This is a genomic window from Sphingobacterium sp. JB170, from assembly GCF_900163865.1.
Classification (GTDB): domain Bacteria; phylum Bacteroidota; class Bacteroidia; order Sphingobacteriales; family Sphingobacteriaceae; genus Sphingobacterium.
On the sequence record NZ_FUKU01000026.1, the window covers coordinates 543,526 to 557,340 of the forward strand.

A 13,815-nucleotide genomic window follows, 5' to 3' on the forward strand; every position below is an offset into this window, starting at 1 on the left:
TGCTCATTTAATCAAGATGAAACATTGGAATTAAAGGGATGGTAACGGGTGAAAAATCCGGATTGGTATCCATCAAATCGGCCATATATTTCCACCAGCGTTGCACGAGTTCATTACCTCCTAAATCCTGCGAAGATCCTTTAGTAAGACACTGTACAGCGAATAATGTGTCGGTCTGTTCATCCAAAAAAATACTGTAATCGCTAATACCATTTTCGCTTAATAAGGAAACCATTTCAGGCCATAGCGCTGCATGTCGCCGCTCGTACTCCTCCCGCATTCCGGGCTTCAATTTCATCTTAAATGCAATCTTTTCCATTATTTAATCCTTTGGTAAATATCAATTTCAATAATACTTAAAATTTGCGAGGACGACGCCTCCTCGCGTGCGACGCCATCATCCAATTTCTTGCCGCCGATCTCGGCATGCATATTCTCACCCGCTAGTTGAGCGGCGGCGTTCAATTGTATTTTCACTCGGCGTCCACGGGTGGGCTCCAGGGAAATACAATCGTAACCTAATGAAGTCTTCGATCGCCCGACAAATACGAGTTTATCGTCGATAAACACGCTAATCGGATAGCTGCGCGTACGAAAGTTGTTAAACTTAATTTCAAGCTCATCGACCCTGGCGGTTTCTTCTAAGGTGAATTCCACCCAACCGTTTTCCAGCACCCCATCGTTTGCCCAATCAGAGAGTTCATTGTCGTCAAACGAAGCGCCAACCTGTGCACTGTTAGCCCCTGCCTTGGCCTGTTTAATGGGTAAACTTTTACGCACCGGATCTAATGCTGACTCATTCAACCCTTCACCACGATCGAGATTTGACGGCAATCCTCGGTTAGACTGCTTTACAAACAAGTCGTTATTTTCCTCTATCGGTGTAACTGCCCATGTTATACTATCGGAGGAAAGTCCATTCGAGTGCGCATAAAGTTTCGTTATCCCTTCCTGCATATAGCGCGTTCGAAGCAAGACTCTATTCACCCCTCCTTCCACCGGCAATGATTCACTGAGGACATAATTATCAGGACCTTGCGCAATCCCTCCGAGCCACTCCATCGGGCCGTGGAAAGAGAAATCAATCATATTGGTTGCGATCGGGCAACGGCGCCCTTGCTTATCAACCACTTCTACTTCCACCAAAACCATATCATTCCCATCGGCATAAAGTCCATTCGGCCCGTGTTTATAGTTAAGCTTCACATGATGCGGCCGGCCAGCGGTATGTATGGCGGATTCGTTAAGCATATTGCCCTTATCGTCGAAAGATTGAGCTTTAATAACTCCTTCCTTGAAGTTAATATTGGGAAAGGTAAATAAAAACCCGTCAGAACGTGTGCCTAAACCTTGACTTTGATCATTCACAAAAAGCTCTACCTTGGCGGCTGCGCTCACCACGAAAATATCTTTCTTAATTCCTGGAGAATAATTCCAGTGTCCTATAATATGAAGGCCTGTGGGATCCGGGGCTACCCAACCGTCCCACATCACCTGGTGTGCAAAAAAGGCATCCTTAGGAATCCGCATCGCATCAACCTCGCCACTACGACGATAGTTTTCGGCTCCTCTAAAATGTGTATTGGAATCCGAAAATATAATATTTAATCCGCCTGCGCTCACCCTTGAGCCGGTCCCGGGACCAACGCGGTAAAATTCCCACCAACGACGTACCGCTTGGATAGCGTGTTGGTCTTGATTGCGATTGTAATCACTAGCATCATTGCCCTTGTAAAGAGGACCATCGCCCTCTTTATGATAGGGGTACGTATATTCATCCCAGTATTTCCGCAGCCCCTCATCGCGCATATACTCTGTAGCGATCATCGGGTGTCGTGCCGATTTATTAACATAAAGCATCTCCCCTCCGTATTCAGCAATTTTACTATCGAGCATCTCGCGGGATCCGATCGCCCGTCCTCCGTGGGGATCGTACTGGTCTCTTATGTCAATCATCTCGGCCATATGCTCTTCCGATATTGATTCGTTGCCACTCTCGTAAAAAAGTACACTCGGACTATTGCGAAAATACACAATAGCATCACGCATGAGCATTTTGCGCTGCTCCCAGCGACGTCCTTGAACATCCTTCTCGGCATCCCCGGCAGGTAACATCTGCATTAAACCAACACGGTCACACGATTCGACATCCTGCTTCCATGGTGTAACATGCATCCATCGCACCAAATTGGCACCACTCTCGACCATCATCTTGTTACTATAATCACTCAACCAGGGTGCAACAGAAAGACCAACGGCAGGCCATTCATTACTCGTTCGTTGTGCATAGCCTTTCATCATCAACACCTGATCATTGAGATAAACCATCCCCGAATGAAAGTCCGTTTTACGAAATCCAGTTTTTGTGTCTACCTGATCGGTGACCGTACCTTGGTGCACAAGTTTGGTCTTTACGGTGTATAAATACCCATAGCCCCAGTTCCAGAAGTTCACCTCTTGCAGCTTATCGACGGCCTTAAGGACTTTGGTTTCGCCTGCCTTAAGTTGGTAATCGGTAGCAAATTCTTTCACTAGTTTACCCGCGGCGTCAAGCACCTGAACTAAGAAGGTACCATTTTTTGAAACTTGCGTCTCATTTCGAACTTGCGACTCCACGTTCAACTCGAGCGTCTTTGCAGAAATATCGATATCTTTTGCATAAACATATACACCCGTAGTACCTAAATTAGCGTACAACGGAAGCGTCTGGTATTCTGCCGAAGTAAAATGAATCCATACATTCTTGGGGATACCACCGTAATTTGCATTGAAGTTTTTGTCGTTCCACTGATAAGGGCTCTGGCTATCGTTTTCAAGATAATCCCAGGAATTATCGGTACGAACGCTGATCACATTCTCTCCTGTTCGCAATAATTGTTCTGAAATATCGATACCAACGGCCATCACACCGTTTTCATGCCGCCCTGCAAATTTTCCATTAATATAAAATTCCGCGCCATGACGCAACCCTTCAAATTCCAAAAACACTTTGTCCCAGGGTACATTGTCGGGAAGGATAAACTTCTTTCGATACCAAGCGACATTCGTGCTATGTTCGTGGATGGCTTTAGCGAAGGCTTCTTTCTCGTTCCACGCATGTGGTAGGGTCACCTGCTCCCACTGAGAATCATCGAAGTCGGCAGCGTGTGCTTGCGGTAACTCCCCCACATGCAGACGCCATCCCGCATTAAAGCTCAGTTGTTGCCGTTGGCCACGCGCCTGAAAAAACGCAAGAAAGACCAACAATATGTATAACTTCAAACTATTACCGTTTACTATCACACACATATTTTAATCTTTTATATCAAGGAGCTTATAAACTTCACTCCCGGCTAATAGAAAACATCCTAGACCGTAATCCTCGAAATCCGGAACGCTCGAAAAACTAACAGGCTGGCCATCCTTGGGTTCTTTCCCGGTACCTTGCAAGTACCCCAGGAAACCCGACGGATGTACAGCCTCCTGGACCATTGCCGTCCAACCTCTGTGTAATGCGGGTTTGTATATCGAGGCGTCGAGTATGCCGTTGCGTACCCCCCAAGCCATGCCATATACAAAAAGTGCTGTACCGGAGGTTTCGCGGCCACCAAAATTACTTGGATCATGCATACTGACATTCCAAAAACCGTCGGCCCGCTGTGCGGCAAGCGCGCCTGCCATCAATTCTTGGTAGTCCTGCAGATATACCTCACGGTACTGCGCATCGATGGGCAACACCTCTAACACGCGAACCAGTGCTGCAGCGACCCAGCCATTTCCACGCGACCAATAACAGTCTTCTCCATTAGGTTCCTTGTACGGCGAAACAAAATCTTTATCACGCCACCAGAGTTTATCGGCTGCATTATATAAACCGCCGCCCTCCACATTACGCGAATAAAGATAGAGTTGATGCATATAATCGAAATACTTCTCATCCCCAAATAAAACACCCATCTTGGCATACACTGGCATAGCCATCTGTATGGCGTCCACCCAGGTCCAGTCATCAATTTTTCCTGAAGAGATAATAAAATCAATATTTTCCTTTATCGCTGCAATTCTTTCTTCCTGCTGGTCGATCTGATAAAGGTCCAGGTAGGTTTGCCCACAAGCTTGATCATCGGCATTTCTTGTCTGGATCCCATTACGCATTCCCCACTGATGTTTTTCACCCCAGTCTACCGCATAATCATAGTACCGCCGCTGCGGATCAACCTGATTTAACGCCAGCAAACCTTCGTAATACACTGCGCGCGTCCAAATATTACTAGGACGCCAGCGGGTAGTATATAATGGTTCTCCTGTATCCGGCCATTTATTCATAAAATAGTCGTTCGCTTGCCGAAGCACAGCAATTATCTCGGTCTTTTGGGGTTGTGCTACCGGTATATTACGTTTACTCGCGCAGCCGATCCCAAGAAATAGGGAAAAGACAATTAAACAACAGAATATTTTAATTTGTGGCATGTAAATAGTGTATTTATAAATTCAATTTGACAATAATATTTTACTTGCATCTCGCTCCAGAAAAAGGTTATCGTTCCTCCTACGGGTCCCTCTTTGGATACACCTCAATGTAGATTTTCAACGTAGGTAATCCGAGAGTCCGGCAAGATCATTTTCAGCGATGAAAGCTTCGAGTATTTCCGCGTTCAGGCGCGCTCCATCTAAGCTTGTATGGGTATGATCAAGATCCCCAAAATAGGTGGCGTGAACATGCTCCATCCCTTCTTTTTCATAATGATCAATAATTAAACTATTCAGCGGAATAAAGAGTGCCCCCATTTGATCGGCCGCCCGCTTTGCCCATAAAGGGTAATCGTTCCGACGAACCTGATCATCCACCCAACTATCGCGTGGTATTGGCGAACAGACGATCGCAACCGCCCCTTTATCATGTATATTTTTTATAAATCGTCGCAGGTAAAAACCATAGCTATATACGACCTCTTTCTGTTCCAATAATGGGTTGTTAACAATTTCATAATTATCACCATTGCCCTTAAAAGTACCCCGTGCACGCGTTGTATCCACCACCGGACTAGTATCATTATGCCCAAACTGCATCATTACAAAATCCCCAGGTTGAATGCTATCGAGAACCTGTTGCCACAACTTTGGGTTATTATAGAATGTTCTGCTGCTGGTACCACCTAAAGCTTTATTACGCACTTCGATGTCGCTTGGTCTAAAGTACTCACCTAAGAGACTTCCCCACCCCCACTGTCCATTCCCGCCCTTACCTTGACCATTTTTAACGGTCGAATCTCCAATGATGAATAGAGTCGGCTTTTCCCTCTCTGGTAAAAACGAGCTCAATATGATCACGGATAGCAGAAGCGGCACCAGGTTTCCCAAAACTTTCTTTTTCTTTCTCATATTTAATTTGTCCGAATATAATTCACTAATGTGTGCCCACTTACTAATAAGCCTTGTATCACCGATCTGGCATTTAGCAATGCGCCTTGATAATTAGTGTGGGTATGATCCTGCGGAAAATATTCCTTCACCTTCTGTTGTCCCAGTTCCTCGTAACGCCTAGCAGTAATTTCATTAAGGTCAATAAAAGGAATTTGTTGCTCCTCGGCGATTTGCCTGGCCCAAAGTGCATAATCCTTATCTGCCCGTTTTACCGTCCCCGAATCATCCCACTGATTTCGAGGAATCATCGATAAAATGATCGGCTGCACACCGAACGCTTTAGCCTGTAGCACGAATCGTCGTAGATTTTCGCCGTAGCTATACACCGTTTCCTTTTTATTGTCTCCCCAGTCGAGCACCAACGAATCCTTTCCAATTCCTTTTAGTACCCCACGGTATCCCTGGCGGCTGGTATCAGGCGGACTGCCTTCGTTATGCCCAAACTGAATCAACAGATAATCGCCTGGCTTCATAACGGCTAATAACCGATCCCATCGCCCCTCCGTTCGAAATGTCCGTGTACTGCGTCCGGCCATCGCCTGGTTGTCCACTTGAATCCGCGTGGTATCCAAAAAATTTGCAAGCAGACTGCCCCATCCCCAATTTACTTTATTATCGTTACGAACAGTAGAGTCTCCAATCAGGTAAACTGTGGGCCGATGCTGCATCGTGAACGACAATAAAAAGCCTGTAATAAGCAATACGGTCAAGTTCCTTCTTGTCATGGAAAAACTGTAGTTGTGTATCGGGCAGTATGTTTCTGCACGTCGGTTCTGGAAAATGCTGGTACCGTTTGGTTTCTGTCGCATCTAATAACTCCATTATCGAATGAAAGCGCCGCAATCTGTATGCTGCTACGCCGCTGCTCGTATGAATCTTTATCCTTATTGTCTGCTCTGCGACCAGGATGTGTGAAATAATATATATAGGCCTGTTCGCCCACCACGAGCACGTCCGCATGTCCACCAATCACCTGATCATCTCGCCCCGTACCTGGATCCGACAATATAAGTTCCGTCTGCCGCGTCCAATCGTTCATGTCTTGCGATCTATAGATAGCGAGTCCTTTCCAGGTATCAACAACCATCCAATAGAAATCTTTCCAAGCGAAAACTTTCGGCCCTTCGCCTCTTGTTTGCAGCGCTTTACCTTTATCGTGCCAGTGATATAAATCGTCGCTATCGGCATAATACACCGATTTGCCATCTTTCTCATTATTGTACCACATGCGCCATCCCCCTCCGGGTAGCGCCTTTACTGCCGCATCAATAACTTTGTTATTTGCAAGCGCTAGGGTTGATTCGTAATTCCAACTCAGCAAATCGTTACTACTGAAATGCGCGATGTGCCGCGGGTGATTCCAATCATCAAACACACCCGGCACGATCGTTAAATACATATGGTAGACTCCATCATGCTCTATCACCTCAGGCGCCCACAGGGTCTCCATCTTATCAGGTCCATCAAATTTAGCGGTATCTAAGTAGGTCCAGCTCACGCCATCGGGCGAGGTGGCAATACCTATTGCCGTGCCATGGGCCCACGCTACACCCGTTAAACCATCCTTATTTGCGCGCCGGTTAGTATAGAACATAAACCATCTCTTTAACGCTTTGTTCCAAACGACTACAGGGTCGGCAGCCCCGTCGTATACGGGATCTCGGTAGAGCGGTTTGGGGCTCTGAACGGCGCTATTCTTCCGTGCATCAACAATGCGAATATTTTCATTTATTTTAGGCTCGTCCATCCCTGTACCAAGGTAGTAACCTGTATGAGGAGGTTGGTTGTACGCGACGTTTTGCCACGCGACCCCCAGACGATATACAGGGTCATGCATCAGCGTATATAAACGATGCTTTGTCGGGATACTCGTGGTGTATATTCTGATCGCCCGATTGTCTGCTTGCCGGAGGATAAGCTCCTCCCGCCAATCGCCAAGGATATCGGCGCTGAGCGCTGGCGTTCGTTTGGTACCGTTATTCGATGTCGCGCCCTCGGCTTGGAAGATAACGCCCTGTTTAAATTTTGAGATCGACTGATGATCAAGCAGCTCCCGACTCAAATCGCCGTCCCACCAAATTAAAAAATTAGCTTGCCTAGGAGCCGCTCCTACGATCTCCCCCTGCATGTCATAGAGCTTTGATCCAAGCCACCACATATAAGCTCCGCGATGGTTAGGGTCTATATTAGCCGCCACCCCGCGCGCAACATCTTGATCGATAGCGCCCTGAAAGAGCATGTCCCCTGTTTTAGCATCTGTTAAGGAGGCACCGACACCTTTTTTCCCTCCTTTTAACTCATGGATTCCAAAAACTTCAAGTCCAGCCCGATCCGGATCGAGATCCGAAACGTGAAGGGCATCGCCATGACCTAATCCGGTGGAATATAAACCTGTGCCATCATCGTCGATACACATAGCGCCAAAAATAATTTCATCTTTACCATCGCTATCCACATCGGCGACTGCTAGGCTGTGGAAGCCCTGCCCCGCGTAGGGATGTTCACCGGACTTGGTATCAAACACCCAGCGCGAAACCAATTTTTTATCTTTGTAATCCCACGCCGCTAACGAAGTTCGCTCATAATACCCCCTTGTCATGACTAGGCTCGGGTGAATACCGTCTAAATACGCGATACCTGCAAGGTAGCGTTCACTACGATTCGCGTTGTTATCGCCCCAGGAACTCAACGCACCACGCTGAGGTAAATAATCGACAGAGGATACCGCACCACCTGTCAATCCGTCAAATACAGTTAGATACTCCGGACCTTCCAGAATATGTCCATAATGTCGGGAGCTGCTATCAAGCACTCGGTAATCGGCTGCTGCCTCACCGATTACCCGCCCTTGTCCGTCACGTGTTCCATCACTCGTCTTGCATACAAATTCGGCTTTTCCATCGCTATCAAGGTCATAAACCATAAACTGGGTATAGTGTGCACCTTCACGAATATTTACGCCTAAGTCAATTTCCCATAGCATCGTACCGTCGAGCCGATATGCTTGAAAAATCGCGTTATCAGTTAACCCAACATGTGAATTATCGTGGGCATTACCCGTCTGGTGAACGATAAGCTCGTAGCTACCATCCCCGTCGAGATCTCCCACGGACATATCACCTGGCGAATAGCCTTCCGGCGTGTTCATGGGGATTTCAAAATAAGGCTGAACGGGAGCCTGCGGCTTGATGAGGATTTGACATTCGGTCACCTCCTGCTCGCCAACCACCCGCGTTAGGATATAGGTCGCACTTTTGCCGGGGTCTAAATCCTTATCTTCAAAGCAAGTACTCGTCACTAGCGGCCCTTGAGTTAAACGGACCTTTAATTCGCCCGCATATTGGCGGTAAAGGTGGAACGGAGTATCAAATTCATCGGAAGCTAGCAAACGCCAACTAATAAATGAAGACGAGTTACTGGTTTTTACCCCTACCATCCCTCGATCAAGGTATTCCATGTAGCGCTGCGCGCGTACAGCGCCGCCTAATAGTAGCAGCGCAAGCGTAAGGATAAGTATTTTCCCTTGCGTTACCCTTGAAGTATGAATAGGATGTTTATACATCTTTTTAAAGTTAGGTTAGAGAGGCTACAAGTATTAATTCGACTTGAGAGCGTTATTATTCACCGTTACATCGTTTATTGTAAAGTTTTTAATATAGTCTTGGTGAATTTCCGGCTTATTGGCTTGAATGTTCATTTTCTCAAACACGAAATTAGAAAGCTCGTATTGGTTTGAATTAACCACATCGAACAAAATATTGACATCCAACTCGATATTTGAGAGCGTAATATTTTTCGCGAAAGATTTCTTGATGCCCTCTTCTCCTTTTAAATCAAAAAATTGAGTCCACGGCTTTACAAAAAGCATACTTCCCACATTTCCTTTCACATTCTCTAATACGATAAATTCGTATAGTTGAGGCGTGTCCGGACGCATCTTAAGCTGTAATAATTTTTTAGCCTTATTCAAGGTGTTATTCCTAAAAATAATATTGTAACTATGAATAGATTCACTACCACACGTTAGGGCGCTATGACAAAATCCAAAAACAGAGTTTTCGATAATTATATTGTAGTTGGCACCATTGTTCGGATCTTTATCAGCATGTGGGCCCTTTCCGCCCTTGAGGGCGATAGCATCATCATTAACCGAAAGGTAGCAGTTCTTGATAAGAACATTATGACATACATCCAGATCGATAGCATCGGAGCTCGGTGCTTTTACCGGTTTCTCTGGTGCGGAAATGTGGAGATCGAGAAGCTTCAAGTTCTCGCAACGGTAATAATGTGAGGTCCAAAACGGTGAGTTTCTCATCTTTATACCGGAGATCTGCACATCCTTCGAATTAGATACATATAATATCCGCGGACGCATCTCATCCATATTCGTACAATCCGGGTTGAAGCTGCGGCGTAACCAAAATGCTTTCCAGTATCGTAAGCCGTTACCGTCGAGCGCACCAGAGCCCGATACGGTAAAGCCATCAACGTTATCGGCATTCACTAACGCCGAGAAATATTTAACTGTTTGGCCCTCCATGCGGGTTTCTAGCAAGGCGAAATTGCTGATATCATCACTCCCCTTTAAAACGGCACCTTCTTCCAAATGCAGATGGGTATTCGGTTTAAAAAATAACGAACCACTCAGGTACGTACCCATAGGAATTACGACCACGCCGCCACCATTCTCGTAAGCTTTATCAATTACAGCCTGTATCTTCTCGGTCTGCAAACTTGTGCTATCGTGTAGCACACCGTAGTCAGTAATGCGGTAGGCTTTACCTAACGTTTCAATTCGTGTTTCCTGGACTTTAGTAAACCAATCTGAAATAGGTGTTCCGTCGGGAAAACGACCCTGCGCAAGTGCGCTCATGGTCATCAAAACTAAAAAGATAAACGATAATACAGTTTTATTTTTCATGGATATTCTATTACTCTTTAAACAGTAGATTCTTCGAACTACTCGTGGTTAGTATTGTTCTTTCAGCATTCTTTTAACTAAATAAACTAACGTGTGACACCTATGTTTGCCCTGGCGATTAACTTGAAACCACATTAAAATCAGCGCTTCCCCCAACACGACTGACCGTGCCGCGTGATAGCAAAAGCTACTCGTCCGGGCGTCTAAGCAAATCGGCCACAAACCGATGTCCCATACGATGTTATTATTGTCCTAATCTATCAACAAATACAATCAAGGGCAACCTGTAGTGTCCTGTTATAAAAAACCGTTAACCTTAGAAACGGCACGCAGGCGACGATAAACCCTGATTTTATCACCCGCATTTAGACTGTAAAAATGCTGTTGCTCGACTAGCGAAATAGCAGCTGTTTATGTTAGTATTACTCGGTTTTGATACTTCCGCGTCTCTCGCTTGCAGCACACTGAGCGTGCGAAAAAAAAACGAATAGACCTTATCGCTGCGCGCCACCCCTGGGTTTACAAACAGGAAGGATGACTAACCGAGTGGCGCCATCCTATCCTTACATAAACTAACTAAACTGTTAAATCATTCCCTTGCCGCAAATAAACTAGTCGGTAAGTATATTCTCCTCGGGCATCACGAATTGCACCGGTGCTTGCTGATTTTTAGGAGTGCCGAAATAAAAATACAAGGTTCGCGAAATGGGGCCTTCCATTTTACTCATTGCTCCGGCAGGCCCATTTACTTGTGGTCGACTATTGATCCCCATCGCTAGCTTGGTACCTATTGCTGGGATAGCATCAAGAAAGGAGATATTGCCCTGTGGAAGCTCCGGATAATTCTTCGGACCGGAAATGCCATAAAAATCAAATAAGCGCAAGAACATGTCTTCTTGCGCAGTTGCAACCACGAACTTCCCTTGCGTGGTGTTGAACTGCACCCAGCTGACGTCAGAAAAATAACCTTTAAATTCCGGAAATACCCAGGGTCCAATTCCAGCTTTTGAATCATTATACATATTTTGCCATGTATTCAGCGTAACACCCTGCAGTCTATTTTTCCATACGCGGTAAGGACCATTTCCCAACCATTTTGCCGAGATAATATAATTTTCCGGAAAATCGAAACTCACCCCAGCATAAGGGAGTTCACCAAGCATCCGATATTTGTAATCTAGCTTCAACCAACCATCTGACCGCATACTCCAGCGCACATAAGAAAGATCGCCTTGGTAGGAAAATAAAATTCCTTTCACGCCATTTTCTTCAAACACGCTGGCAGATTTCAATGTTGAAGAACCGTCAATTAACACCGGGCCATTATTGAAAGCAAGTTTCATGCTGTAATCGTTAGCTAAATCCACAAGAAACCCCGTGTTTTTGGCAATAAAAGCAGTGATTCCACCTGCTTTAAGCTCGTAGTTCCCACTAGCGCTGTCTAATCGAAGATCAACGTCTCCAGCTGGCTGATCAGGTAACATATGTGTGATAATCTCTTGGTTATTCGCGATACGCCAAGTCCATGTGTAGATCTCTTTTCCGTATGTGTCATTCGCAGTTAGCACAATAGCATGAAAGTTCCGCCAGTCTGCCGGTAGGTCCAAGGAAAGAGTCCCCTTCCTTAACGGGGCAATAGAGGGAGCGTCTACAGAAAATGACTTTTCCTTTGCGATGCCCGCCGCATCCGAAAAAGGAGCCTGAAATTCCACAAGCTTGTAACTAAAGTGGCATGCGGATAGATCCGTAAAATGATATCTATTTTCCAATAAAATATCGCCTTTGAAATCCGTCGGGATTTTTTTCATCGTGATATGGATAGGCGCATATATTTCGCGGATCGCGTAGAAACTCCCTTCTTTTTCGCGGTGCGGGCCTAGTATGCCGTCGGGTGCGTTAACCTTATTTACATCGATAACATTATTAAAATCAGTCCGTACAATGCCCTCGTCCGCAAAGTCCCAGATAAAACCACCCGCTCCCAGCTTCGCATTCCAATGTAACTCCCACATGTCGGCGAGTCCTGCAGCCGCGCCGCCGTCATCTTGGGCATGAAGAAACTCCGTAGGCATATAAATATTAGGACCTTGTAAAATCTTTTGGGTCGAGGCGTAGTCTTCATAATGATTCCCGTCAATTCCGTGAATAGCATGACCGGGCCGATGATGCGCATGAATGACTGTCCTGTTGGAAAAATCATATTTTGCATACTCGTCTACCAGCTCCATATTATGCCCTCCTTCATTACCGTTGCTCCAAAAGATAATCGACGGATGATTCGCATCGCGGATCACCATCTCGCGAACGAGTTTTTTCCCTACAGGCGTACTATATGCTTTCTGCCAGCCAGCGAGCTCGTCCAGCACATAAAGCCCCAAGGAATCACAATATGCTAAGAACGATTTATCTGGCGGATAATGGGAACAACGAACTGCATTCATATTCATCTGCTTAATGAGTTCCACATCCTGTAAGTCCACCTTCGCGTTAACCGACCGACCGGTTTCGGGCCACCAAACATGACGATTGACACCTTTCATCTTTACCTTCACGCCATTCACATAGATCCCGTCGCCTTGCCTGACTTCTATCGTTCGAAACCCAAATCGTTCACGAGTTAAATATAACGGAGTATCCCCATCAAGCAGGGTAAACTCCGCATGATAAAGATTTGGCGACTCGGCTGTCCATTGCTTTATTCCCTGAATAGTAAGATTGATTAATTTAACGCTGTCAGCCGAAGATACAGGGACTCGATTTGTGCCTACCACCCTACCATTATTATCTTTAATAGCAACTTGAAGCGCTGTGGCCTGTGAAATATTTTCTAAATACACTTGACTGGCAAACGCCCCATCGGCTTTTGCATCGATCGAACTCCAAGTAATGTGCTCTTTCGGGGTGATCTGCAGGTAAACCGGGCGAAAAATTCCACCAAGAATCCAATAATCTGCTAGTCTTTCTGCATTGTTCACCGACCGATCCGACGACATTTTTGAAACCGTAACTTCCAATTGATTCTCTTTGCCATAATTAACGACCTCAGAAATATCGTATTCAAATCTATAGAAAGACCCCTGGTGAATACTGCCTGCGAGTTGCCCATTTATTTTCACTTCCGTGTCGGTCATCGAGCCCTCAAATACGATGGTAATCTTTTTCCCTCTCCACTGCGCAGGCACCTGGAAAGTGTGACGGTATATCCCTTTTTCGTCATGAAAACGAAAGTTCTTGCCATAGGTGACATAATCCCGTCCATAGTTGTACGAACCAAAACCCTGCTGCTCCCAATGGCTGGGCACTTGGATCTTAGCCCACTTTCCGGATTGCCGCCCCCCAGTAACCCAAAAATCCCACGCAACGGTATGTTCATTATCCTTCCCGGAAAGGTAGTGCACTAGCTTTTGTGATTGCGCGCGCAAATCGACTAGGGTTACAAGGATAAAAATACAAGTTAAAATATGGCGAGCTAAACTAAACATGATAATCAA

At 45.8% G+C, this 13,815-nt stretch carries 8 protein-coding genes; all 8 read right to left on the minus strand.

Annotation, left to right across the window (positions count from 1 at the left end; translation table 11 throughout):
* Window positions 1–7 precede the first annotated feature (7 nt).
* Window positions 8–319, minus strand: a complete 312-nt coding sequence (gene rhaM, locus FM107_RS07830) for an L-rhamnose mutarotase (RefSeq protein WP_086947928.1) — start codon at window positions 317–319, stop codon at window positions 8–10.
* The gene (locus tag FM107_RS07835) at window positions 319–3,261 is read right to left on the minus strand and encodes a sugar-binding domain-containing protein (protein WP_086947993.1); all 2,943 of its coding nucleotides are present in this window, start codon (window positions 3,259–3,261) and stop codon (window positions 319–321) included. Before FM107_RS07835 ends, rhaM begins: the two co-directional genes overlap by 1 nt.
* 30 nt (window positions 3,262–3,291) lie before the next feature.
* A complete protein-coding gene (locus FM107_RS07840) occupies window positions 3,292–4,449 on the minus strand; it encodes a glycoside hydrolase family 88 protein (RefSeq protein WP_086947929.1) in 1,158 nt (385 codons plus the stop codon).
* Window positions 4,450–4,566: 117 nt separating this feature from the next.
* Window positions 4,567–5,361 (minus strand): GDSL-type esterase/lipase family protein, encoded by a 795-nt coding sequence (locus FM107_RS07845; protein WP_086947930.1) that lies wholly within the window; start codon window positions 5,359–5,361, stop codon window positions 4,567–4,569.
* 2 nt (window positions 5,362–5,363) lie between these two features.
* Window positions 5,364–6,128, minus strand: coding sequence for a rhamnogalacturonan acetylesterase (locus tag FM107_RS07850; RefSeq protein ID WP_086947931.1), 765 nt, complete (start codon window positions 6,126–6,128; stop codon window positions 5,364–5,366).
* The gene (locus tag FM107_RS19955; RefSeq protein WP_179204426.1) at window positions 6,125–8,965 is read right to left on the minus strand and encodes a hypothetical protein; all 2,841 of its coding nucleotides are present in this window, start codon (window positions 8,963–8,965) and stop codon (window positions 6,125–6,127) included. Before FM107_RS19955 ends, FM107_RS07850 begins: the two co-directional genes overlap by 4 nt.
* Before the next feature lie 33 nt (window positions 8,966–8,998).
* Window positions 8,999–10,324 carry a glycoside hydrolase family 28 protein gene (locus tag FM107_RS07860; RefSeq protein ID WP_086947932.1) on the minus strand — a complete coding sequence of 442 codons (1,326 nt, stop codon included), beginning with the start codon at window positions 10,322–10,324 and terminating at the stop codon, window positions 8,999–9,001.
* 611 nt (window positions 10,325–10,935) lie between these two features.
* A complete protein-coding gene (locus FM107_RS07865; RefSeq protein ID WP_086947933.1) occupies window positions 10,936–13,806 on the minus strand; it encodes a glycoside hydrolase family 2 TIM barrel-domain containing protein in 2,871 nt (956 codons plus the stop codon).
* Window positions 13,807–13,815 lie beyond the last annotated feature (9 nt).